This is a genomic window from Kluyvera genomosp. 1 (assembly GCF_001266615.1).
In the GTDB taxonomy this organism is placed as follows: domain Bacteria; phylum Pseudomonadota; class Gammaproteobacteria; order Enterobacterales; family Enterobacteriaceae; genus Kluyvera; species Kluyvera cryocrescens_A.
The window spans coordinates 153,286-177,305 of the sequence record NZ_LGHZ01000001.1; the positions used below are offsets into that span (position 1 = coordinate 153,286).

24 protein-coding genes and 1 other annotated feature are annotated in these 24,020 nt (G+C 53.4%); of the genes, 15 read left to right on the top strand and 9 right to left on the bottom strand.

The window, feature by feature from the left end; translation table 11 throughout:
• Positions 1–14 precede the first annotated feature (14 nt).
• The 3 genes from KP80_RS00755 to KP80_RS00765 form a co-directional block, all read right to left on the bottom strand.
• Positions 15–1,376 carry an MFS transporter gene (locus KP80_RS00755; protein WP_052281653.1) on the bottom strand — a complete coding sequence of 454 codons (1,362 nt, stop codon included), beginning with the start codon at positions 1,374–1,376 and terminating at the stop codon, positions 15–17.
• Between the two features lie 186 nt (positions 1,377–1,562).
• The gene (rluB, locus tag KP80_RS00760; protein WP_052281654.1) at positions 1,563–2,468 is read right to left on the bottom strand and encodes a 23S rRNA pseudouridine(2605) synthase RluB; all 906 of its coding nucleotides are present in this window, start codon (positions 2,466–2,468) and stop codon (positions 1,563–1,565) included.
• Between the two features lie 242 nt (positions 2,469–2,710).
• A complete protein-coding gene (locus KP80_RS00765; protein ID WP_052281655.1) occupies positions 2,711–3,202 on the bottom strand; it encodes a GNAT family N-acetyltransferase in 492 nt (163 codons plus the stop codon).
• A 95-nt stretch (positions 3,203–3,297) separates the two neighbouring features.
• Here KP80_RS00765 and KP80_RS00770 point away from each other — a divergent pair, with 95 nt between their 5' ends.
• Positions 3,298–4,209 carry a LysR family transcriptional regulator gene (locus tag KP80_RS00770; protein ID WP_052281656.1) on the top strand — a complete coding sequence of 304 codons (912 nt, stop codon included), beginning with the start codon at positions 3,298–3,300 and terminating at the stop codon, positions 4,207–4,209.
• Between the two features lie 30 nt (positions 4,210–4,239).
• Here KP80_RS00770 and KP80_RS00775 read toward each other — a convergent pair whose 3' ends face one another.
• Both KP80_RS00775 and rnm read right to left on the bottom strand, forming a co-directional pair.
• Complete coding sequence (locus tag KP80_RS00775) at positions 4,240–4,860, bottom strand: L-threonylcarbamoyladenylate synthase (protein WP_052281657.1); 621 nt, start codon at positions 4,858–4,860, stop codon at positions 4,240–4,242.
• Complete coding sequence (rnm, locus tag KP80_RS00780; RefSeq protein ID WP_052281658.1) at positions 4,857–5,738, bottom strand: RNase RNM; 882 nt, start codon at positions 5,736–5,738, stop codon at positions 4,857–4,859. Before rnm ends, KP80_RS00775 begins: the two co-directional genes overlap by 4 nt.
• Before the next feature lie 166 nt (positions 5,739–5,904).
• Positions 5,905–5,997: a sequence feature (Trp leader region), on the top strand.
• A 36-nt stretch (positions 5,998–6,033) separates the two neighbouring features.
• On the opposite strand from rnm, the gene KP80_RS00785 reads away from it, so the two are divergent.
• Genes KP80_RS00785 through trpA form a run of 5 tightly spaced genes read left to right on the top strand, consistent with a single transcriptional unit; the run spans position 6,034 to position 12,565 of the window.
• Positions 6,034–7,596 (top strand): anthranilate synthase component 1, encoded by a 1,563-nt coding sequence (locus tag KP80_RS00785; RefSeq protein ID WP_052281659.1) that lies wholly within the window; start codon positions 6,034–6,036, stop codon positions 7,594–7,596.
• Positions 7,596–9,191 (top strand): bifunctional anthranilate synthase glutamate amidotransferase component TrpG/anthranilate phosphoribosyltransferase TrpD, encoded by a 1,596-nt coding sequence (trpD, locus tag KP80_RS00790; RefSeq protein WP_052281660.1) that lies wholly within the window; start codon positions 7,596–7,598, stop codon positions 9,189–9,191. Before KP80_RS00785 ends, trpD begins: the two co-directional genes overlap by 1 nt.
• A 3-nt stretch (positions 9,192–9,194) precedes the next feature.
• On the top strand, positions 9,195–10,553 hold the full coding sequence (gene trpCF / locus KP80_RS00795; RefSeq protein ID WP_052281661.1) for a bifunctional indole-3-glycerol-phosphate synthase TrpC/phosphoribosylanthranilate isomerase TrpF: 1,359 nt from the start codon (positions 9,195–9,197) through the stop codon (positions 10,551–10,553).
• Between the two features lie 9 nt (positions 10,554–10,562).
• Positions 10,563–11,756, top strand: a complete 1,194-nt coding sequence (trpB, locus tag KP80_RS00800; protein ID WP_052281662.1) for a tryptophan synthase subunit beta — start codon at positions 10,563–10,565, stop codon at positions 11,754–11,756.
• The gene (trpA, locus tag KP80_RS00805; protein ID WP_052281663.1) at positions 11,756–12,565 is read left to right on the top strand and encodes a tryptophan synthase subunit alpha; all 810 of its coding nucleotides are present in this window, start codon (positions 11,756–11,758) and stop codon (positions 12,563–12,565) included. The genes trpB and trpA overlap by 1 nt, the downstream gene beginning before the upstream one ends.
• A 31-nt stretch (positions 12,566–12,596) precedes the next feature.
• Here the strand turns inward: trpA and KP80_RS00810 are convergent, their stop codons facing one another.
• Positions 12,597–13,052: a MarR family winged helix-turn-helix transcriptional regulator gene (locus KP80_RS00810; protein WP_052281664.1), complete on the bottom strand. Its 456-nt coding sequence runs from the start codon at positions 13,050–13,052 to the stop codon at positions 12,597–12,599.
• A 74-nt stretch (positions 13,053–13,126) separates the two neighbouring features.
• On the opposite strand from KP80_RS00810, the gene KP80_RS00815 reads away from it, so the two are divergent.
• Positions 13,127–14,074: a quinone oxidoreductase family protein gene (locus KP80_RS00815; RefSeq protein ID WP_052281665.1), complete on the top strand. Its 948-nt coding sequence runs from the start codon at positions 13,127–13,129 to the stop codon at positions 14,072–14,074.
• A 312-nt stretch (positions 14,075–14,386) separates the two neighbouring features.
• Entirely contained in the window at positions 14,387–15,019 is a 633-nt protein-coding gene (locus tag KP80_RS00820) for a LysE family translocator (RefSeq protein WP_052281666.1), read from the top strand.
• Between the two features lie 202 nt (positions 15,020–15,221).
• Here the strand turns inward: KP80_RS00820 and KP80_RS00825 are convergent, their stop codons facing one another.
• Positions 15,222–17,195 (bottom strand): alkyl/aryl-sulfatase, encoded by a 1,974-nt coding sequence (locus KP80_RS00825; protein ID WP_052281667.1) that lies wholly within the window; start codon positions 17,193–17,195, stop codon positions 15,222–15,224.
• A 220-nt stretch (positions 17,196–17,415) separates the two neighbouring features.
• Here KP80_RS00825 and KP80_RS00835 point away from each other — a divergent pair, with 220 nt between their 5' ends.
• Positions 17,416–18,051 (top strand): helix-turn-helix domain-containing protein, encoded by a 636-nt coding sequence (locus KP80_RS00835; protein WP_052281669.1) that lies wholly within the window; start codon positions 17,416–17,418, stop codon positions 18,049–18,051.
• 90 nt (positions 18,052–18,141) lie between these two features.
• Here the strand turns inward: KP80_RS00835 and ompW are convergent, their stop codons facing one another.
• Positions 18,142–18,777: an outer membrane protein OmpW gene (gene ompW, locus KP80_RS00840; RefSeq protein ID WP_052281670.1), complete on the bottom strand. Its 636-nt coding sequence runs from the start codon at positions 18,775–18,777 to the stop codon at positions 18,142–18,144.
• 369 nt (positions 18,778–19,146) lie between these two features.
• Here ompW and KP80_RS00845 point away from each other — a divergent pair, with 369 nt between their 5' ends.
• Genes KP80_RS00845 through yciA form a run of 3 tightly spaced genes read left to right on the top strand, consistent with a single transcriptional unit; the run spans position 19,147 to position 20,889 of the window.
• Positions 19,147–19,890, top strand: coding sequence for a YciC family protein (locus KP80_RS00845; RefSeq protein ID WP_052281671.1), 744 nt, complete (start codon positions 19,147–19,149; stop codon positions 19,888–19,890).
• Between the two features lie 45 nt (positions 19,891–19,935).
• The gene (locus KP80_RS00850; protein ID WP_052281672.1) at positions 19,936–20,475 is read left to right on the top strand and encodes a septation protein A; all 540 of its coding nucleotides are present in this window, start codon (positions 19,936–19,938) and stop codon (positions 20,473–20,475) included.
• A gap of 15 nt (positions 20,476–20,490) precedes the next feature.
• Positions 20,491–20,889, top strand: coding sequence for an acyl-CoA thioester hydrolase YciA (yciA, locus tag KP80_RS00855; protein ID WP_052281673.1), 399 nt, complete (start codon positions 20,491–20,493; stop codon positions 20,887–20,889).
• A 32-nt stretch (positions 20,890–20,921) separates the two neighbouring features.
• Here the strand turns inward: yciA and KP80_RS00860 are convergent, their stop codons facing one another.
• Positions 20,922–21,458, bottom strand: a complete 537-nt coding sequence (locus KP80_RS00860; protein ID WP_052281674.1) for a YniB family protein — start codon at positions 21,456–21,458, stop codon at positions 20,922–20,924.
• Between the two features lie 133 nt (positions 21,459–21,591).
• Here KP80_RS00860 and hxpB point away from each other — a divergent pair, with 133 nt between their 5' ends.
• The 3 genes from hxpB to KP80_RS00875 all read left to right on the top strand — a co-directional run bounded on the left by hxpB (position 21,592) and on the right by KP80_RS00875 (position 23,853).
• Complete coding sequence (gene hxpB / locus KP80_RS00865) at positions 21,592–22,260, top strand: hexitol phosphatase HxpB (RefSeq protein WP_052281675.1); 669 nt, start codon at positions 21,592–21,594, stop codon at positions 22,258–22,260.
• A gap of 151 nt (positions 22,261–22,411) precedes the next feature.
• The gene (kduD, locus tag KP80_RS00870; protein ID WP_052281676.1) at positions 22,412–23,173 is read left to right on the top strand and encodes a 2-dehydro-3-deoxy-D-gluconate 5-dehydrogenase KduD; all 762 of its coding nucleotides are present in this window, start codon (positions 22,412–22,414) and stop codon (positions 23,171–23,173) included.
• A gap of 89 nt (positions 23,174–23,262) precedes the next feature.
• On the top strand, positions 23,263–23,853 hold the full coding sequence (locus KP80_RS00875) for a metal-dependent hydrolase (RefSeq protein WP_052281677.1): 591 nt from the start codon (positions 23,263–23,265) through the stop codon (positions 23,851–23,853).
• Positions 23,854–24,020 lie beyond the last annotated feature (167 nt).

Sequence of the window (24,020 nt, forward strand, 5' to 3'; positions counted from 1 at the left end):
TCAACTCCCTGAGTTTATTGCGCGTTTTGTTTACGCAGGCTGATTTTGTGGACAATGTCTCGGTAGGTTTTTTCGTCCAGCGTATAGGCGGCGACAAATATCGCGCCGAGGGCAAACATCGCGCCGGGAAACAGCGTCATTAAAATATTGATACCGCCTAGCGCGCTGTCGCTGACATTGCCGGCATCATAGTGATAGTAATCGAGCATCCATCCAGCGCAGCCGCCGCCGATAGCCATTGCAATTTTGGTAATAAAGTTAAAGAAGCCATAAATTGCCCCTTCCGAACGCACGCCGTGATGCCATTCAGCATATTCCACGGTATCGGCAATCATTGACCACATCGCAACAAATCCCATACCTAAGGTAATACTGAAAAGACAAACGCCGCTCATGATTAACCAGATATTATTACCGGCCACAAAATACTGCATTAATACACCTAGCACACCGATTAACAATGCCAGCAGCGTCATCTTTTTCTTGCCCATTAAGGCAATAACCTTTTCTGAGATAACGGTACCAACAATATAGGCGGCGGATTGAATCATAAAGAAACTGGCGGTAAAGCCTTCATCGCCGATGATATATTTAATAAAGTAAATGGCGATGGCCATCCACACGGTATAGGCGATGTAGAAAAAGACTGTGAACAACGACAAATTAATCAGCGGGCCATTTCCGGTCACCGCGCGCAGCATTTCGCGCAGCGTCGGCGCAGGTGCATCTTCTTCGGCGCCCACGCGTTCTTTGGTCATACCAAAGCAGGCGAGGAACAGGAATGTGGCTAACATAGCAAAACAGGATACGGCAAAAACGTAGCCCAGCTGTTTGTCATTAAACGGTGAAATCAGTAAATCCGCAGTGGTTGAGACAATCAGATAGCCGACAATCGCCAGTACGAAGCGGTAAACCGACAGCGACGAACGCGAGGCTTCATGCTGGGTCAGGCGGTTGGTTAATGCGGAATACGGTGTGTTTACGGCCGTATAGGCGAGACAATAAATGGTGTAGGACACCAGCGCGAAAATGAATTTCGCCTCGCCGCCAAACGGCACAAAGCACAGAACAGTCAGGAAACCCAGCGGAATCGAACCGTATAATAACCACGGTCGTAGCTTGCCGTAACGGCTGTGGGTTTTATCAATGGCAAAACCAATCAGGATATTAAATATCGCATCTATCACGCGAGCGATAACAAATATCAAACTGGCCTGCACGGCGCTGATGCCATAAATATTGGTATAGAAAAACAATAAAAATAACGAAACAAAGCCAAAGGATAAGTTTGAGGCTAAATCACCAAAACCATAACCTATTTTTTCTTTAACACCAATGACCACATAGCTTGCCGAGAGTTTTTTTGTTGTATCCATTTCGGGCTACCTTTTACGTAATCTGTGGCAACAGTATATGGCGAGGCCTAATTTATCACTTTGCGTTATTTGTCCGGGGAATTCCCGTTTTTTGTCTTTATTCGGAAGTGTGAAAGAAATCACAGGAGAGAAGAGAGAATACCCAACAAAACGGCTTCCGGCGGGGGCCCACCGGAAGCCTCGTCATTACGCTTTACCGCTGTTACGGGTGCTGGAACGACGATTTGTATTATTACCCGCACCGGTTCCGGTGGTGGTATGGCGTTTTACCGCACGACGAATCTGATTCGCCTTCATACGACGGCGATCTTTTTCCACCGCCACTTTAGACGTGGTTTCCGCTGGCAGTTCTACCAGCTTACGCAGATAGTTGGTCTGCGCCAGATCCAGCTCGGTCCAGCCGCCGCGCGGCAGGCCTTTTGGCAGTTGGATGTCGCCGTAGCGAACGCGAATCAGGCGGCTTACCTGCACACCCACCGCTTCCCACAGGCGACGTACTTCACGGTTGCGGCCTTCGGTCAGGGTCACGTTGTACCACTGGTTAATGCCTTCGCCACCGCTGAATTTGATGGTTTTAAACGCCGCAGGGCCATCCTCAAGTTGAACGCCACGCGACAGCTGACGCACTTTATTGTCATCCACTTCGCCAAATACACGCACGGCGTATTCACGTTCAACTTCACGGCTTGGATGCATCAGACGGTTTGCCAGCTCACCGTCGGTAGTGAACAGCAGCAGGCCGCAGGTGTTCACGTCCAGACGACCAACGGCAATCCAGCGTGCGCCGCGCAGTTTAGGCAGACGGTCAAACACGGTAGGACGCCCTTCAGGGTCGTTACGCGTACAGAGTTCGCCTTCCGGCTTGTAGTACGCCAGGACGCGGCAGATTTGTTCGACGGATTCTTTAACGGAAATCAGGTGTCCGTCGATACGGATTTTGAGACCAGGGATCACTTCAACACGATCGCCCAGCTTGGCGATTTTGCCGTCGACGCTCACGCGGCCCGCTTCGATAATGGTTTCAATTTCACGACGGGAGCCGTGGCCGGCGCGCGCCAGCACTTTTTGCAGTTTTTCGCTTTTATCGCTCATTGAGCTTCCTTCAGGTGTCGCCTTCACAGGCGTCTTAGAGACTTCATTAGCAACGCGGGTAAAGACACCGGGCTGCATAAGCAGGCAAACAGCGGCGTTATAAGGCAACGCAGGCCGTCCACCCAGAATTGTGACCGCACATACTACACGAATTTTAGGAGAAAAGGGCAGCTTGTTCCTGTCCTTTTCTCCTCGTCGCAACCGTGTGCTTGAAGGAATCGTTTTAAAAATGTCGCTGGCGACTACAGCTTCTGCATCATTTCAAACCACTCTTCCCCACCGTGAGTAGAATCTGAGCGCTTAATAAACTGATAACCAAAGTGTTTATACATTTCTCGGTACTGAGATTTACACATCAGATAAATAGCGGTTTTTCCCTGCTGGCGCATATGCCCGATAAACGCCTGCATCATTGATGTCGACAGCCCTTTACCCTGGTGGTCTGGGTGCAACACCACCGACATAATCACCGCATTGGGCGCTGCCGGATCGTGGCCCACCAGTTCCTTAAACGCCTCATCCGACATCTCAACCTCCCAGGCACAGCCGGCATTGATGAAGCCTATGACCTCACCCTCTTGCTCCATACATAAAAAGCCCAGCGGGTAACCCGCAATTCTCAGGGCAATTTTCTCCCGGGTGGCAGCTTCATCTGCAGGGTAAGCGGTTGACTCAATGTCAAAACAGCGGTCAATATCAGACGGCGTGGCCTGACGAAAAATAGCATTGGACACAATGCCTCCAGTAGGCGTGAACGGATGAGAGTCGCTATTTTAGCGCCAGCATGTTATGAATACGCTGCATTCTTTTCACTGTTAAAATGAATATCATGCATCAAAATTTACGTCTGCTGGATCTTAACCTGCTATTGGCCTTTGACGCCCTTTATCGCCACCGGAGCGTGACCGAAGCCGCCAGCGAGCTGGCGATGAGCCCATCCGCATTTAGCCATGCGCTGGCGCGGCTGCGCAGCTCTCTAAACGATGCGCTGTTTATTCGCCAGGGCAGCCAGATGCAGCCTACGCCGCGAGCCGACTCGCTTTTTCCTGCGATATCTAGCGCACTGTATGCCTTAAACGGCGAGCTGGGCCAGGCCGATCGTTTTAACCCCGCCACCAGCAGCCAAACATTTACCTTCGCGGCCACTGATTATACCGCAGCCGTTTTCTTTCCTGAGCTCATTGCCCGATTACAATACGCCGCGCCGGGTATTCGGACCAAAATTGTCTATTCTCGCGAATACGACGCGCTGGAAGAGCTGCTGACCGGGCGAGTAAACTTTGCCGTGGGTTTTGAAGAGGGAAAAATGCAGCCACGCCATGGGCTGGCGTCGCTGGCGCTATTTACCGATGACTATGTGGTGGCGGTACGCAAGGGACATCCGCTCGCGGATAAAACGCTGACGCAGGAAAGCTATTTGCAGCTCGGTCATGTGGTGGTCAGCCCGTGGAATGAGCACCATCGTCCCATCGACAGCTACCTCAACTCTCAGCACCTCAGCCGTAAAACGGTGGTGGAACTGCCAAGCGTCATGTCTGCACCGTTTATCGTCGGGCGTACCGATCTGGCGATTACGCTACCGCGCCGCTGCGTTAATCAGCTATTTGATACCCATCAGCTCGCCGTGCATACGCCGCCCTTCCCGATCCCACCTTATACCTTGAAGGTCTACTATCGACCGGCCGGTGGGCAGGCCAAAGCGCAGCAATGGATGCTGGAACAAATCGGCACGCTGAATTAAAAAGCCCGGCGGGAAGCCGGGCCGTGATGCTTACATGAAGGGTTTCACGTCACCCACGCCTTCGCGGATGACCACCGGGGAATCCTCGGTGAGATCGACAACCGTCGTTGGCTGCTGGCCAAGATAGCCGCCGTGGATGATCAGATCGACCACTTTTTCCAGACGATCTTTAATCTCTTCTGGGTCGGATTCAGTGAATTCGCTCCCCGGCAGCATCAACGATGTCGAAAGCATCGGCTCGCCCAGCGTCTCAAGCAGTGCCTGAGCAATCGGATTTGACGGCACGCGCATCCCGATAGTTTTTCGTTTTTCCTGCAACAGGCGGCGCGGAACGTCCTTGGTACCCTTCAGAATGAAGGTGTAGTTCCCCGGCGTGTTGTTCTTAATTAAACGGAACGCCACGTTATCGACGTAAGAATAGGTCGACAGCTCGGACAGATCGCGGCACATCAGGGTGAAGTTGTGGCCGTCCGGCAGATGACGGATGCGGCAGATGCGCTCCATCGCCCCTTTATCTTCGATTTTACAACCCAGCGCATAGCCAGAGTCGGTGGGATAGACGATGACGCCGCCCTTACGCACAATTTCGACCGCCTGGTTAATCAGACGCGCCTGTGGGTTATCCGGATGGATATAAAAAAACTGACTCATGCTTCCCTCTCAATTGAATTCTGCGGCTGCTCCCAGCGCTGCCAGACTCCCTCGACGCCTGCGGGTAACCACAGTTTACGGCCCAGTTCAATCCACGGGCAGGGTTGATGGAAATCCGACCCTTGTGACGCCAGTAAATGATAGTCGCGGGCATAGGTGGCAAGCTGAGCGCGCTCGTGAGGCGCCTGCTGGCACTGGGAGACTTCCATCGCGTCCCCGCCGTGTTCACTAAAGTGTGCCAGCAATCTTTTCAGCCACTTGGCGGATAAATTATACCGCCCCGGATGAGCAACAACCGCTACTCCACCCGAATGATGAATGACATCAATAGCTTCCTTTATTGTACACCACTGTGGCGGAACGTAACCGGTTTTCCCACGTGCGAGATATTTTTTGAAAACGTCGCCGATATTCGTGGCTTTGCCCTGCTCAACGAGGAAACGGGCGAAGTGGCCACGCGTTACGGCACCACCCTCAGCCATTTTCAGTGCGGCTTCCCACGCGCCGGGAATGTTCGCCTTTTCCAGACGCTCGGCGATCATCTGCCCGCGCTGCTGCCGGCGGTCGATCTGCGCCTTTAAAAACGCGGTTAGCGCCGGGTTTTCAATATCAATATTAAGCCCAACGATATGAATTTCGTGGTTCTCCCACAGCGTCGAAATTTCAACGCCGGTAATCAGCTGTAGCGCCAGGCCGGCGCGCGCGATTTCAGCCTGGGCACGGGGGATCCCGTCAACGGTATCGTGATCGGTAATGGCCAGCGTGCCGACCCGCATTTCGCCCGCGCGGTGCACCAGCTCTTCCGGCGTCAGGCGGCCATCAGAGGCGATGGTATGGCTGTGAAGATCGTAAATCACTGCGTAATTGGTGTCGCTCAAAACCGCTCCCGTAGTACTGCTCATCATGTTTCGCGCCCTATCATAGCGGTATTACGCGGATTTCTAAAATCAGGGGTTGACTTTGCCCCTTCGAACTAGTTAACTAGTACGCAAGTTCACTTAGTAAAGGTATCTGAAAATGACACGTAACATGATTGCACTGCACGGCGGTTGGTGGCGTACTTCCCAGTAGGGCGGAGTCATCACGTCTGCGTAAAGCAAACAGATACCCAGCCCGCCAATGAGCGGGCTTTTTATTAAGCAAAAAAGATTAAGCAATCAGGCGAGAACAACGATGCAAACACAAAAACCCCTGCTCGAGCTTCTGACCAGTGACGCGATTTACCGTGAAAACCCAACCGCACTGTTCCATCAACTGTGCGGTGCGCGCCCGGCGACGCTGCTGCTGGAATCCGCAGATATTGATAGTAAAAACGATTTAAAAAGCCTGCTGCTGGTCGATAGCGCGCTGCGCATTACAGCATTGGGCGATACCGTCACCATTCAGGCGTTATCGGATAACGGCGCATCCCTGCTGCCGCTGCTTGATGCCGCGCTGCCTTCCGGCGTGGAAAATGAGCGCCAGCCAAACTGCCGCGTACTGCGCTTCCCGGCGGTGAGCAACCTTCTGGATGAAGATGCGCGCCTGTGCTCCCTGTCGGTGTTCGATGCCTTCCGCCTGATGCAGGAACTGGTTGTCGTGCCGCAGAACGAGCGCGAAGCCATGTTCTTCGGCGGTCTGTTTGCTTACGACCTGGTCGCGGGCTTCGAAGATTTACCGCAACTGGAAAGCGATACCGCTTGCCCTGATTACTGCTTCTATCTGGCGGAGACGCTGCTGGTCATTGACCACCAGACCAAAAACACCCGCATTCAGGCCAGCTTGTTTACGCCGTCTGATGCGGAAAAAGATCGTCTGCTGCAACGTATTGCCGATGTCCGTCAGCAGCTCAATGAGCCACCAATGGCGCTGCCGGTGCACGAAATTAAAGAAATGCGCTGCGAATGCAATCAGAGCGACGAAGAGTACGGCGATGTGGTGCGCAAGATGCAAAAAGCGATTCGCGCCGGGGAAATTTTCCAGGTGGTCCCTTCTCGCCGCTTCTCACTGCCGTGTCCATCGCCGCTGGCAGCCTATGACGTGCTGAAGAAGAGCAATCCTAGCCCGTACATGTTCTTTATGCAGGATAACGATTTCACCCTGTTTGGCGCGTCACCGGAAAGTTCGCTGAAGTATGACGCCACCAATCGCCAGATTGAAATCTACCCGATTGCCGGTACCCGCCCACGCGGTCGCCGCGCTGATGGTACGCTGGACCGCGATCTCGACAGCCGTATTGAGCTGGAAATGCGCACCGACCATAAAGAGCTTTCCGAACATTTAATGCTGGTCGATCTGGCGCGTAACGACCTCGCGCGTATTTGCACGCCGGGCAGCCGTTACGTCGCGGACCTGACGAAAGTGGATCGTTACTCTTTCGTGATGCACCTCGTCTCCCGCGTGGTTGGCGAGCTGCGTAAAGATCTTGATGTACTGCACGCCTACCGTGCCTGTATGAACATGGGCACCTTGAGCGGTGCACCAAAAGTTCGCGCCATGCAGCTTATCGCCGCCGCAGAAGGCAAGCGTCGCGGCAGCTACGGCGGTGCGGTGGGTTATTTCACCGCTCACGGCGACCTCGACACCTGTATCGTTATCCGCTCTGCGTTTGTTGAAAACGGTATTGCCACCGTGCAGGCCGGTGCTGGCGTAGTGTTGGATTCCGTACCGCAATCTGAAGCCGATGAAACCCGTAATAAAGCTCGTGCCGTACTGCGCGCCATCGCCACTGCCCATCATGCACAGGAGATTTTCTGATGGCTGACATTCTGCTGCTCGATAATATCGACTCCTTTACTTACAACCTGGCAGATCAGCTGCGTGCAAACGGCCACAACGTGGTGATTTACCGTAACCACGTACCGGCACAGACCTTAATTGATCGTCTCGGCACTATGGATAACCCGGTACTGATGCTCTCTCCAGGACCTGGCGCGCCGTCCGAAGCGGGCTGCATGCCAGAACTGCTGACCCGGATGCGAGGTAAGCTGCCGATTATCGGCATCTGCCTCGGTCATCAGGCCATTGTTGAAGCCTACGGCGGCTACGTCGGCCAGGCAGGCGAAATTCTGCATGGTAAAGCGTCCAGCATTGAACATGACGGCCAGGCGATGTTTGCCGGGTTAACCAACCCGCTGCCGGTCGCCCGCTATCACTCGCTGGTCGGCAGCAATATTCCCGCTGGCTTAACCATCAACGCGAATTTTAACGGCATGGTGATGGCGGTCCGTCACGACGCGGATCGCGTCTGTGGCTTCCAGTTCCATCCAGAATCCATTCTCACCACCCAGGGCGCACGTTTGCTGGAGCAGACGCTGGCATGGGCGTTGCAGAAACTGGAGCAAAGTAACACTCTGCAGCCGATTCTGGAAAAACTGTACCAGGCTCAAACCCTGACCCAGCAAGAGAGCCATCAGCTGTTCTCCGCCGTGGTTCGCGGTGAAGTGAAGCCGGAGCAGCTGGCTGCCGCGCTGGTGAGCATGAAAATTCGCGGTGAGAGCCCGAACGAAATCGCCGGTGCGGCTACCGCGCTGCTGGAGAACGCTGCGCCGTTCCCACGTCCTGACTATCCGTTTGCCGATATCGTCGGTACCGGTGGTGATGGCAGTAACAGCATCAACATTTCCACCGCCAGCGCTTTTGTTGCCGCTGCCTGTGGGCTGAAGGTCGCCAAACACGGTAACCGCAGCGTCTCCAGCAAATCAGGCTCTTCCGACCTGCTGGCGGCGTTCGGTATCAATCTCGACATGAACGCGGATAAATCCCGTCAGGCGCTGGATGAACTGGGCGTCTGCTTCCTGTTCGCACCGAAATATCACACTGGTTTCCGCCACGCGATGCCGGTTCGTCAGCAGTTGAAGACTCGTACCCTATTCAACGTGCTGGGGCCATTGATTAACCCGGCGCATCCGCCGCTGGCGCTGATTGGCGTATACAGTCCTGAACTGGTGCTACCGATTGCCGAAACCCTGCGCGTGCTGGGCTACCAGCGTGCAGCAGTCGTTCACAGCGGCGGTATGGATGAAGTTTCATTGCATGCACCGACGGTGGTAGCCGAACTGCACAATGGCGAAATTAAGAGCTACCAGCTAACTGCCGATGACTTTGGCCTTAAGCCTTATCACCAGGCTGAACTGGCAGGCGGCACGCCGGAAGAAAACCGTGACATTCTGACGCGCTTACTACAAGGTAAAGGTGAAGCTGCGCATGAGTCCGCCGTCGCGGTAAACGTCGCCATGCTGATGCGTTTGTACGGCCATGAAGACCTGAAGGCCAACGTTCAGCAGGTGCTCGATGTTCTGCACAGTGGTGCAGCTTACGACCGCGTCACCGCATTAGCGGCAAGAGGATAAAAAATGCAGACCGTATTAGCAAAAATCGTGGCCGACAAAGCGATTTGGGTAGAAGCCCGTAAGCAACAACAACCGTTAGCCTCGTTCCAGAATGATGTGCAGCCAAGTCAGCGTCACTTTTACGACGCACTGCGCGGGACACGCACCGCTTTCATTCTGGAGTGTAAAAAAGCCTCTCCGTCAAAAGGGGTTATCCGTGATGATTTCGACCCGGCGCGTATTGCCAATGTGTACAAGCATTACGCCTCGGCGATTTCCGTCCTGACGGATGAAAAGTACTTCCAGGGCAGCTTTGATTTTCTGCCGATTGTCAGCCAGATCGCGCCACAGCCAATCCTGTGCAAAGACTTCATTATCGATCCTTACCAGATTTATCTGGCGCGCTATCACCAGGCCGATGCCTGTCTGCTGATGCTGTCGGTGCTTGATGACGACCAGTATCGTCAGCTTGCCGCCGTCGCACACAGCCTGAGCATGGGCGTGTTAACTGAAGTCAGTAATGAAGAAGAACTGGAACGCGCTATCGCCCTGAAGGCGAAGGTGGTTGGTATCAACAACCGCGACCTGCGCGATCTCTCTATTGACCTCAACCGTACCCGCCAGTTGGCACCGCGTCTGGGCCATGACGTCACGGTTATTAGCGAATCCGGTATTAACACCAACGCTCAGGTTCGCGAACTGAGCCACTTTGCCAACGGCTTCCTGATTGGCTCGGCGATGATGGCGTATGACGATCTCAACGCCGCGGTTCGCCGTGTACTGCTGGGCGAAAATAAAGTCTGCGGGCTGACCCGTCCGCAGGATGCACAGGCGGCTTTTGACGCCGGGGCTATCTACGGCGGGTTGATATTCGTGCCAACTTCACCGCGTGCGGTGAGCGTTGACCAAGCCCGCGAAGTCATTGATGCCGCCGCACTGAGCTATGTCGGCGTGTTCCGCAATACACCGGTCGCTGAGGTCGTCGAACGCGCCACCACGCTGCAACTTACCGCCGTCCAGCTACATGGTGATGAAGACCAGCACTACATCGATAGCCTGCGCGCTGAACTGCCCGCCAACGTACAAATCTGGAAAGCCCTGAGCGTGGCGGACAGCCTGCCTGAGCGTAACCTCAATCACGTTGACAAATACGTATTCGACAACGGTCAGGGCGGCTCCGGCCAGCGTTTTGATTGGTCTCTGTTACAAGGTCAGGATCTGAGCAATGTGATTCTGGCCGGTGGTTTAAGCGCAGATAACTGCGTAGAAGCAGCCAAAAGCGGCTGCGCCGGACTGGATTTCAATTCAGGCGTAGAGTTACAACCGGGCATTAAAGATGCCAGCAAACTGGCCTCGGCATTTCAAACGCTGCGCGCATATTAAGGAGCAATAATGAGCACTTTACTGAACCCCTATTTCGGCGAATTTGGCGGGATGTATGTCCCGCAGATCCTGATGCCTGCCCTGCGCCAGCTGGAAGAAGCTTTCGTCAGCGCGCAGAAGGATCCTGAATTCCAGGCCGAATTTACCGATCTGCTGAAAAACTATGCCGGTCGTCCAACCGCATTAACCAAATGCCGCAACCTGACCGCGGGCAGCAAAACCACGCTGTATCTCAAGCGTGAAGACCTGCTGCACGGCGGCGCCCACAAAACCAACCAAGTGTTGGGTCAGGCGCTGCTGGCAAAACGAATGGGTAAAACCGAGATCATCGCCGAAACCGGCGCCGGTCAGCATGGTGTGGCATCAGCGCTTGCCAGCGCCCTGCTTGGCCTGAAATGCCGCATTTATATGGGCGCTAAAGACGTTGAGCGCCAGTCGCCAAACGTCTTCCGTATGCGTTTGATGGGCGCAGAAGTGATTCCGGTACACAGCGGTTCCGCCACGCTGAAAGATGCTTGTAACGAGGCACTGCGTGACTGGTCTGGCAGCTACGAAACCGCGCACTATATGCTCGGTACCGCTGCGGGCCCGCACCCGTTCCCAACCATCGTGCGTGAATTCCAGCGCATGATCGGTGAAGAAACCAAAGTGCAAATCCGTGAAAAAGAAGGCCGTCTGCCGGATGCTGTCATCGCCTGCGTCGGCGGCGGTTCTAACGCCATCGGCATGTTTGCCGACTTTATTGATGACACCAGCGTTGGCCTGATTGGCGTTGAGCCTGCCGGCCATGGTATTGAAACTGGCGAGCACGGCGCGCCGCTGAAGCACGGCCGCGTAGGTATCTACTTCGGCATGAAATCGCCGATGATGCAGACCGATGAAGGACAGATTGAAGAGTCTTACTCCATCTCAGCCGGCCTGGACTTCCCATCCGTTGGGCCACAGCACGCCTATTTGAACAGCATTGGCCGCGCGGAATACGTGTCGATTACCGATAACGAAGCACTCGATGCGTTTAAAGAACTGAGCCGCCACGAAGGAATTATCCCGGCACTGGAGTCATCGCATGCCCTGGCTCACGCATTGAAAATGATCCGCGAGAACCCGGAAAAAGAGCAGTTGCTGGTGGTTAACCTTTCCGGCCGCGGCGACAAAGACATCTTTACGGTACACGATATTCTGAAAGCGCGAGGGGAAATCTGATGGAACGCTATGACAACGTATTCGCCACACTAAAGGCCCGCAAGGAAGGCGCATTCGTTCCCTTCGTGACGCTGGGCGACCCGAATCCAGGCCAGTCACTGAAGATTATCGACACCCTGATTGAAGCCGGTGCCGATGCGCTGGAGCTGGGGATCCCATTCTCCGATCCGCTGGCTGATGGCCCGACTATCCAGAACGCTACCCTGCGCGCCTTTGCCGCCGGGGTTACGCCTACGCAATGTTTTGAGATGCTGGCAACGATTCGCCAGAAGCACCCAACCATTCCAATTGGCCTGCTGATGTACGCCAACCTGGTGTTCAATCGCGGCATAGATGAGTTCTACGCAGAATGCGCACGCGTGGGCGTCGATTCGGTGCTGGTTGCCGACGTGCCGGTGGAAGAGTCGGCCCCATTCCGTCAGGCGGCAATGCGTCATAACGTGGCGCCAATCTTTATCTGCCCGCCAAATGCCGATGAAGAGCTGCTGCGCCAGATTGCCGAACACGGCCGCGGTTATACCTACCTGCTGTCACGTGCAGGCGTCACCGGCACGGAAACCCGTGCGGCACTGCCGCTGCATCATCTGGTAGAAAAACTGGCTGAGTACAAGGCCGCGCCGCCACTGCAGGGCTTTGGTATCTCCGCGCCCGATCAGGTGACGGCCACCATCGATGCCGGTGCTGCTGGCGCGATTTCCGGCTCCGCGATTGTGAAAATTATCGAGCGCAATGTGGAGAATCCACAGGCCATGCTCGACGAGCTTGCAAGCTTTGTAAAAAGCATGAAAGCCGCCACCAAAACCGCATAACGCTTACGCCGCCTGGGGTAACTCAGGCGGCCTATTTTTGCTTCAGGCTATCCGCATATTTACGCGTGAGCCGAAATAATGCCTCGACCTCTTCTGGCGACCATGCCGCCAGTACCTGATTCATCAGCGTTTGTCTGGCCACCGCAATAGCGTCAAAAATCTCCCGTCCCTGCTCACTTAAAGTCACTTCGCTTATCCGCCGGTCCTGCGCGTTTGGCTGCTTGCACGCCAGCGATTGGGCTTCTAACTTTTTAACCTGACGGCTGACGGTGGTGTAGTCGCGTCCTAGATTATCGGCGAGCTCGACCACGCCAATCGGCCCGCAGCGGCCAATCGCCACCAGCAATGGAAAGAGAATTTGATCTAGCTGGACGCCCGCCGCCTGCAGCACCTGTTCGTCGCGCACCGGTTGATTCATTACACCAATGATATCGAGCAGTGCGCCATGAAATTCGGTGATGTCATATTTATTATGTGCATATTGCATATATTATCCAGCGGTGTATAGTGCCGTTATCTGATATGTGCATTTTACACATAAATCCTGACGGAGACACTTTTATGAAAGCAGCCGTGGTCTTTGACCTCGCACAAGGGCCGGTTTGGGCAGACTTTGCCGACCCGCAGGCCCGCGAACAACACACGCTGGTGCGTGTTCGCGCTGCCGCAATTAGCCACGTGGTGAAAAGCCGCGCCAGCGGTAAACATTACAGTTTTGATGGCACCCTACCATTCGGCGTCGGTATTGACGGAACCGGAACCTTACCCGACGGCCAGCGCGTCTATTTTGCCTTTCCCACCGCACCGTGGGGCAGCATGGCGCAGTACGCGCCGGTCGCGTTAAACCACTGTTTTCCACTGCCCGATGGGTTGGATGATGCCACCGCTGCCGCCATGGCAAACCCCGGTATGTCGGCCTGGGCTGCGCTGGTAAACCGAGCCGCCTTTAAAGCGGGTGAAACGGTACTGATTAACGGCGCTACCGGCACTGCCGGGCAGCTGGCGGTCCAAATTGCACGTCATCTGGGGGCTAAAAAAATCATCGCCACCGGACGCAATCCGCAGGTGCTGTCCGCGTTAGGTGCAGATGTCTGCATACCACTGACGGCGGATGATGCTTCGCTCAGCGCACAGTTTGCCGAACAGGCCAGCCAGCAAATTGATGTGGTGGTGGATTATCTGTGGGGCCACAGCGCCGAACTGCTGCTGCCGATCCTTGCCAAACGTAGTCCGGGGAATGCGCCTATTCGTTACGTGCAGGTCGGGTCACTTGCCGGTGCGGATATCTCACTCAATGGCGCAGTATTACGCTCAGCCCCATTGCAGTTGATGGGCAGCGGAATTGGTAGCCTGTCGATGCCAGCACTTTTGCAGGCGACGGGGGATATGCTGCAGGCTGCGGCCGTCGGCGGATTCACCATCGCCACCACCCTGGCACAGCTGCGTGATGTGGCAGCAGTCTGGCCGCTCGATGACAGTCAAAAGCGTACCGTTTTCCTTATCGAGTAAAAAAAATCGCTTTCACACAAAAGATAGGGTTGATATCTTAGATGAGAACTATTATCTTTCTCATTACCGAATGGTTGAGCAAAACACTCAGGTATTCGGTACGACATTGCTCACATTGCTTCCAGTATTTTTGCCCGCATTCTATGCGGGCTTTTTTTTGCCAGTCTGCCCTGCCCTTGTGGCCTCTTAGAACAAGGGAATAAGCTGGGTTATTGCCTTTGCTGCCAAAATTAACTGTTCATTGACAATTATCTCGCCCAGCAGCCGCGGAAGTCGTAGTATGAAAAACAATCGCTATGATGGAGCGCCAGCATGTCTGATTTCCATAACATTCTCGCCTTTGCACTCGTCTCTCTCGGTATGGCTCTTACCCCCGGCCCCAATATGATTTACCTGATCTCGCGTTCCATTTCCCAGGGACGTACGGCGGGTTTGGTCTCGCTTGGCGGCGTGGCACTGGGTTTTATCTTTTATATGGTCAGCGCGGCATTTGGCCTGACTGCACTGATGATGGCCGTGCCTTACGCCTATGACGCACTGAGAATCGCCGGTGTGCTTTACCTGTTGTGGATGGCCTGGCAGTCGGTAAGGCCCGGTGGACGTTCGCCATTTCAGCTTAAAAAGCTGCCTCAGCACAGCCCGCGCAAACTCTTTTTGATGGGTTTTCTGACCAATCTGCTGAATCCCAAAATTGCCATTGTCTATCTGTCGCTGCTGCCGCAGTTCATTAACCCCGGACACGGTAGCGTGCTGACGCAATCGCTTATGCTGGGAATGACGCAGATTGTGATTAGCGTATCTATTAATGCACTGGTGGCTATTTCGGCGGGGACAATCGCGCTGTTTCTGGTAAGTAAACCCTCGTTTGCCGTGGTGCAGCGCTGGCTGATGGGCGGGGTGTTAACGGGGCTGGCGGTGAAGATTGCGAGTGAATCGCGGCGCTAGCAGTGGATGTGCTCCGGCCGCGCAAATTGTACTGCTAGAAACGAAAAGCTGCCTGCGGGATAACACCGTGAGTTTAAGATTGAGATACCCGGGGCGACCGCCGGGTTTGGCGTTCCTCCGGCAACCAAATCCCGGCGTTTCCCCTAATCGCGTTACTTAAGTGAACGGTGTTACCCTGCCGGCAGCTTTTATGTTTTAACCCTTACGGCGTGACGATATTGAACCAGAAATCAAATTTGTCCATATAGCTGAGCATTTCGTCAAGCTTAGAACCATTGCCCGAAACCTTCACTTCACCGTTATCCTGAGCCTGTTTGAGCGTCTCTTGTTTCAGAATAATTTTGTTCAGTGTTGCGCGGTCCAGCGTGATGGTGGCATCCGCATCTTTCGCCACCGCATCAACGGTATGGTTCAGAACACCATTTTCCAGCTCCAGCATGTATTTACCGCCGTCGCTACCGAGGTCGATATTAAATACCGCTTTCGCGTTACCTGCTTTTTGGCCATTAATATGTACCGCCAGATAATCAAAGAACATTTCCGGGGTCATCGCACGAACGGTATCCGGGCTCGCGGTGTTCGGCGTTGGCAGCTTCTGCACACCATGACGAAGTTCCTGGGCGCCGGTCAGGTAGAAGTTGCGCCAGGTCCCGGCCTCAGCCTGGTAGCCTAATTGCTCCAGCGCATCCGCTTCCAGATTGCGCGCAGCGGCATTCTGCGGTTCAGCAAAGACTATCTTACTGGTCACCTGCGCCACCCAGCGGTAATTCCCCTGCTGGTAGTCGGCTTTGGCTTTTTGCATGATGGCATCAGAACCGCCCATGTATTCAACGAATTTCTTCGCCGCTTGTTCCGGCGGCAGCTCATCGAGGGTTGCCGGGTTACCATCAAACCACCCCAGATAATAGACGTAAGTGGCTTTCACGTTATGACTTACTGAACCGTAGTAGCCGCGACTGGACCACTGTTTTTCAAGGGTATCCGGTAATTTGAAGTTGGCTGCAATTTCATCCCGAGTCAGACCTTCATTCGCCATTCGCAGGGTCTGGTCATTGATATAACGATACATATCGCGCTGACCTTTCATCAGTTTAACGATATTGTCGTTACCCCAGGTCGGCCAATGGTGCTGGGCAATAATCACCTGCGCATCGCTGCCCCAGCGATCAATCGCGGCATTGATGTATTTCGACCAGGCCAGCGGGTCACGAATTTTCGCACCGCGTAGCGAATAGGTATTGTGCAGGGTATGCGTCACATCTTCCGCTGCCTCAATCATTTTCTTCTCTTTGACATACCACAGCATTTCGGAAGGCGCTTCTGACCCCGGAGCCATCAGGAAGTCATAGGTCAGACCGTCGATCACTTCCTCCTGCCCGGTTTTGGTGATGTAGTTTGTCGGTTGGATAAGCGTGACGGTACCCGCTGAAGTGGTCGTACCGAGACCTGCACCGACCTGACCTTTCGCATCAGGTTTAAGCAGGTTGCCGTACATATAGCTAGCGCGGCGGCTCATCACGTTACCGGCCATGATATTTTCGGATACCGCTTCTTTCATAAAGCCATCAGGCGCATAAATTTTAACTTTGCCGGATTTCACATCGGCTTCGTCAATCACGCCGCGAATACCCCCGTAGTGGTCAACGTGGCTGTGGGTGAACAACACCGCGACCACCGGTTTTTTACCCCGGTTGGCGTAGTAAAGATCCATCGCCTCTTTTGCCGGTTCTTCGCTGAGCAATGGATCAATGACCGTAATGCCCTTTTCGCCTTCGATAATGGTCATATTCGAGAGATCCTGATTACGGATCTGATAAACGCCATCAGTGACTTTGAACAGCCCGCCGATATTGATCAGCTGAGACTGCCGCCAAAGGCTTGGGTTAACCGTATCCGGCGACTTTTGCCCTTCTTTCACGAAATCATATTTCGCGTGGTCCCAGATAACGTTTCCCTGCTCACCTTTAATCACGCCTTGCGGTAAGGCCGCAACAAATCCCCGGTGGGCATTGGCGAAATCGGTGTTATCGGAAAATGGGAGTTTACTGTACAGCGCATTATTAGCCTGGACGGTTGCCGAGGTGGCATCCTGCTGCTCAGCAGCGAATGCCGAAACTGACAGTGAGGTTAATACACCGGCCAGCGCTAAATGCTTAGCGATATTATTAAGTATCATCGAAATGCCTCGTGGTTTGTTTTTATCGCTATCAATATTTTATTGAAAGGATAAATTGAAATATGAATGCAGACTGAATACTGACCATTTTAAAGTGAATACGTCGGCTGGATAGTCCCATATGGGACTGGTCATATTTAATGAGACAATCATTTCGAATCACGAGAGCCTTCGCTGCTATACTAGAAACGACGGAGAACTGCTTAGCAAGAGGCCTAGCGTGAATTTTGAGGATATACATAGCCATTATCAGCAGCTTAACCTTGATTCCTTTCTGCCCAGCATTCTCACGGAAGGTGAAGCGTTAACGGTTAAACCGCATAATAAATTAGAGATTCAGAAGGGATATATTTATTTCTGCGTCGAGGGTTCATTGACAATATTAATGCCGGGAGATGGTCTGAGTATTGGCAATACGATTGAGTCTATGCCCATCGGGTTAATGGAAAGATACTGCCCGCTGGCTAAATTCGAATATCGCGCGAGCGCTGCGGTAAAACTCATCAAAATATCTTACACGACATTTGATCAGATATTTTTCCAGAGTGGGCCCGAGCGCGTGCAGGAGCTGGCAACCATTTTGACCTATATGTCGATTTTTACTATCGACTTGCATAACGAGCGTGGCCAGCTCACCAGCTACCAAACCATTAAGCCCATGCTGTCGCGCTATCTCTATCGCCAAAACACGCATCCGGAAGAAAACGAAGGGCTGGCGCTGTTCATCATAAAGCGGACCAATCTCTCACGAACGCACGTTTTCCGTGTCCTGGCTGATTTAAAAACCGGCGGCTATATCACGATGAAGCGCGGTAAACTGATTTCCATTGATCGGCCGTTACCGGAAGCCTACTAACGCTACGGTAAACAGGGAGAAATCACGTGAACGCGTGATAAGAATGCCAGCAAAACGGGTTAGCCGTTTTGCTGGGATCTTGAGTCGAACTTAGAAGCGATAACCCGCCGAGAACATAAACACCCATGGATCCAGGCGAGTACTGACGCTCTGGTTCACGCCGCCGGCCTTAAATTTCACGTTGGTGTCGATATCCATGTACCAGACCGACGCGTTCAGCAGCCAATCACGGTTAATCAGATAATCAAGCCCTACCTGCCCCGCAGCACCCCAGGAATCATCCAGACTCAGGTCAGAGAGCCCTGCTGCTTTGCCGTTATCGTTAAAACTACTATCGAAGAAGGTGGTGTAGTTGATACCCGCGCCAACGTACGGGCGGAATTTACTCTGTGAATCGCCAAAGTACCACTGTGCCATCAACGTCGGCGGTAATTGATGCACGGTCGCAATATTACCGGTAGGTCCAGTGCCCACTGTATGGCGGAACGGGCTGGCGGCTAACAGTTCGATACCAATGTTATCCGTTGCCATATAGGTAAAGGTTAAACCCAGCTGCGTGTTGTTACTGACATTAAAGCTACCGAGGCTACCCAGAACGTTATCCGACCCTTCCGTTGGGCGAACCGTCGCCGACCCGGCACGGATAAAAAACTCCCCTGCTTCATGCGCCCAGACGCTGCCCGACAAGGTACTTAACGCAAGTGCAACCACTGCTAACTTTTTCATATCCACTTCCTCATTATGGTTTTTCTAGCGCGGCAAATATACCCATAACGAGTTACTTTTGATCCGTCATGGATCACACTAAGTCACGAGATTTAACATTTATTGATCCAGATTAATTTTTGCCATTTACTAACTATCCGTGATTAATACCCAAATCAATTTTTACATTTGGTGGATAATTCGACGTTACGCTGTACCTGTCGCCGAAATAATCATCAATCTGTAGGGGAATGAGCCGACGAACCCCATCAATGCGGCTTTTTCTTTACAAAGATATACTTAGCGAGGCTCGCGCAGAGACTGCTACGCCCGCGCGATTTGCGGTACAATTGCCGGCTAATTAACACCTGCAATACTCAAGGAGAGTGCATGTCTATCACGGCGCAGTCTGTATACCGTGACACGGGTAATTTTTTTCGTAATCAGTTTGTCACCATCTTACTGATTTCATTGCTCTGTTCATTTATCACGGTGGTGCTCGGCCATGCCTTTTCCCCCAGCGAAGAGCAGCTTGCTACGCTGACGGTCGGCGATCATCTGACCGGGAGTACCGGCCTGTTTGATTTAGTGCATAACATGACGCCGGAACAGCAGCAGATCCTGTTGCAATCATCCGCCGCCTCAACCTTTGCTGGGCTAATTGGCAATGCCATTTTGGCGGGCGGCATTCTGCTGATGATCCAGCTTATCTCTGCCGGGCATCCGGTTAGCGCCCTGCGGGCCATTGGTGCCAGTGCACCAGTTTTGCCTAAACTGCTGCTGCTCATCTTCATCAGTACTTTCCTGATTCAGATGGGTGTGATGCTACTGGTGGTTCCGGGTATTCTGCTCGCTATCGTGCTGGCGTTTGCGCCAGTCATGATGGTGCAGGATAAGCTAGGCGTATTCGCCTCCATGCGCAGCAGTACGCGCCTGGGCTGGGCCAATTTACGCATCATTGCCCCGGCAGTGGTTGGCTGGATGCTGGCAAAAACGCTGTTACTGCTGTTTGCATCCAGCTTTGCCGTGCTGACGCCTTACCTTGGCGCAGTCGTGGTCAATACGCTGAGCAACCTGGTATCGGCACTGTTGCTTGTCTATTTGTTCCGCGTGTATATGCTTATTCGCAACTAATCTGATGCTGCCCGTTGGGGCAGCCTTGAACTACGGAATCGAAGTATGAAGCAGTTTCTGGATTTTTTACCGCTGGTTGTCTTCTTCGCCTTTTATAAGATTTATGACATCTATGCGGCAACCTCGGCGCTGATCGTCGCGACCGCCGTGGTGCTGATTTATAGCTGGGTACGCTACCGCAAAGTCGAGAAGATGGCGCTTATCACCTTTGTTCTGGTCGCCGTATTCGGCGGTCTGACCCTGTTCTTCCACAACGATGAGTTTATCAAGTGGAAGGTGACTGTGATTTATGCTCTGTTTGCCGGTGCCCTGCTGGTGAGCCAATGGGTGATGAAAAAGCCACTGATCCAGCGCATGCTCGGGAAAGAGATAACGCTGCCAGAGGCCGTTTGGTCGAAGCTGAACGTTGCCTGGGCTATCTTCTTCATTCTTTGTGGCCTGGCAAATATTTATATCGCCTTCTGGCTACCGCAAAACATTTGGGTAAACTTTAAGGTGTTTGGCCTGACGGCGCTGACGCTGGTATTCACCGTGCTGAGCGGGGTTTACATCTATCGCCACATGCCGCAAGACGAAAACAAGTAAGCGCAGAGAACAAGAATGACACAGCAAAATGACGCTCCTCAGGGTGAGCTGGTATTACGCACCTTAGCCATGCCCGCGGATACCAACGCCAACGGTGATATTTTCGGCGGTTGGCTTATGTCACAAATGGATATTGGTGGCGCCATACTGGCAAAAGAAGTGGCGCACGGACGGGTTGTCACCGTTCGCGTGGATGGGATGACCTTTCTGCGTCCCGTAGCTGTGGGTGACGTGGTGTGCTGCTACGCCCGTTGCGTAAAGCGCGGCAATACGTCGGTGACGGTCAACATTGAAGTGTGGGTTAAGAAGGTCTCATCAGAGCCAATTGGCCAGCGCTATAAAGCCACCGAGGCGCTGTTTATCTACGTCGCGGTTGACCCTTCGGGAAAACCACGCGCGATTCCAACAGCATAATGACAAGCCCGGCTAAGCCGGGCTTGTTGCTTTTAGAGAAAGCCGAGGACTTTCAATACAAAGTAGCCGATAACAATCACGATAATCGGCAGCACGTAGAGCGGGAAAAACTGCACAAAAATGGTATGGCGCGGTACTTCTACGCGCGCTTCGAGGGCTTCACGACTTAGTCCTTCCGCTCCCTTCGCTTTCTCCAGAATCAGCTGATCTTCAACCCCTTCGCGCAGATGCTTCGCCTGACGCGCCATACGGGCGCCGGAATCCTGGAGCGCCAGGGCCACAAAAATCAGCGCAAAAATAATCCAGAACAGGACATTAAGCCCATTTTGAAAGTCGGGTTGCGGTGAGTTGTACCAAAAAACATTCAAAAACGGGGTGTTGAAACGCATCATGTCCACCATCACGTGAACAAAATCCATCATCACGGCATCGATACCCGGCTGCTTCGCGCTGTGTTCATACATGAATTTCAGCACGGAAATCAGGGTCGAAATGAGCGCGGGAATAAAGATAATCCACCCGGCAATGCGCTTGAGAATAGCAATGCGTCCAGCTTGTTGATACGTCATGGGTTCCCCTTGTTTTGACGCTTTTGTTCTGGGCTTAGCCTCAGTCTATCTGCTGAAGACGACTTTCGCCCGACTTTACGCGCGATATGATATACCATTCCCCTGCATTCGTTATCCTAAAGGAGAGGTAGTTATGTCCGCCGAGCGCCAAATACAAGCCGCCATTTTCGACATGGATGGATTACTGATCGATTCCGAGCCGTTGTGGGATCGTGCTGAACATAAAGTCCTGGGCGAGGTGGGCGTCGATTTTACCCGTCGCCATGAACTTCCCGATACGCGTGGGTTACGCATCGACCTGGTGGTGGAACTGTGGTTTGCTCATCAACCGTGGAGCGGCCCTGACCGCGCAACCGTCGTTCAGCGTATTATTGACTGCGTGATTGAGCAGGTTGAAGAAACCAAACCCCTGCTTCCCGGCGTACGTGAAGCGGTAGCGCTGTGCAAAGCACAAGGTCTTAAGGTTGGCCTGGCCTCCGCCTCCCCGCTGTATATGCTGGAAAAAGTGCTGACCATGTTTGATCTGCGCGATCAGTTTGACGCACTGGCCTCCGCTGACGCACTCGAGTACAGCAAGCCGCACCCGCTGGTCTACCTTAACTGCGCGGCCGCGTTGGGGGTGAATCCGCTGTGCTGCGTGGCGCTGGAAGACTCCGTGAACGGAATGATTGCCAGCAAGGCGGCGCGCATGCGCTCTATTGTGGTTCCTGCCGCAGAAAGCCAGAGCGATCCGCGCTTTAGCCTGGCCGACGTCAAGCTACAGTCACTTGAGTCACTGACCCGTGAAAATCTGCTAGGGTGATGTTTATGCGGGCACAGATTGTGCCCGCAAATGCTAACCGCATCATAAAAATGAAACGGCGTTTTATTTTTAATTGAGTTTTCCCATCCTCCCTTCTATGCTTTGCCCTGTAGTCATCTCATAACGATAAAAACCTTATACAGGGGTCGACATGATTCTTAATGCTTTCAATCTGCAAGGTAAAGTGGCGCTCGTGACCGGGTGCGATAAGGGTTTAGGCCAGGGTATGGCGCTGGGGCTGGCGGAAGCTGGCTGCGATATCGTCAGCGTCAGCCGCAGCATACCGCAGGAAACGGCGGAGAAAGTGCATGCGCTAGGACGTCGCTTGTACGCCATTCAGGCCGATCTCAGCCGTCCTGAGAGCATCGCTGATATCGTGCCCGCTGCTATCGCCGCTGCCGGTCGTATTGATATTCTGGTGAATAATGCAGGCACCATTCGCCGGGAAAATGCACTGAGTTTTAGCGAAAAAGACTGGGATGAAGTGATGAACCTGAATCTGAAGTCAGTCTTCTTCCTTTCGCAAGCGGTCGCGAAGCAGTTCCTGGCCCAGGAGAGCGGCGGAAAAATTATCAATATTGCTTCCATGCTCTCTTTCCAGGGCGGTATTCGTGTGCCATCCTACACCGCCTCCAAAAGCGGTGTCTTAGGTATCACCCGTCTGCTGGCTAACGAATGGGCGCAGCACGGCATTAATGTGAACGCTATCGCCCCTGGCTATATGGCGACGAATAACACACAGCAGCTACGCGACGACGCTGAACGCAGCAAAGAGATCCTCGACCGCATCCCTGCCGCGCGCTGGGGGACACCGGAAGATCTCAAAGGCCCGGTGGTGTTCCTTGCCTCGCCGGCTTCTGACTATATCAATGGCTATACCGTCGCCGTCGACGGTGGTTGGCTAGCACGTTAAAATTTTGACAAAGAGTTACACTGTAACCTCTTCCGCCTACTGTATAAAAACCCTATACTGTATGAATTTACAGAACAATGGGTTTTATCATGACGGCGGAAGGTCATCTGCTCTTTTCCATCGCCTGCGCGGTGTTTGCTAAAAATGCCGAACTCACGCCCGTATTGGCGCAAGGTGACTGGTGGCACATCGTGCCATCGGCGATATTGACCTGTCTGCTGCCGGACATTGACCACCCGCGTTCATTTCTCGGCCAGCGGCTCAGCTGGCTATCAAAACCCATTGCCCGAATGTTTGGCCATCGGGGGTTCACCCACAGTCTTCTGGCGGTATTTGGCGCCCTGACCCTGTTTTACCTGAAAGTGCCTGACAGCTGGATTGTTCCCGCCGACGCGGTACAAGGTATGGTGCTCGGCTATCTGAGCCATATTCTCGCCGATATGCTCACCCCCGCGGGCGTACCGCTGCTGTGGCCGTGCCGCTGGCGCTTTCGTTTCCCTATTCTCGCCCCGCGTAAAGGTAACCAACTGGAGCGCGTACTGTGCATGGCGCTGTTCGCCTACGCGGTATTTATGCCGCAATCGCTGCCGGAGAACAGCGCCGTGCGCTGGTCGTCCTCGATGATCAATATGCTACAGACCGACTTTAATCGCTTTATTCATCGGCGCGCTGAGCAATAATCCGCCACAAATCACCGTTTTGGCATAATCAATTCCATTTGGATATAAGCGTGTTATTCCAGTTCTGTTACCCTTCTCACATCCAGGCAAATCCTTTCGGGTTTGTCCTAAAAAAACACACGTCGCCGTGCCATCCACCGGTCGCGGACGGCGTGGACAATACTTCA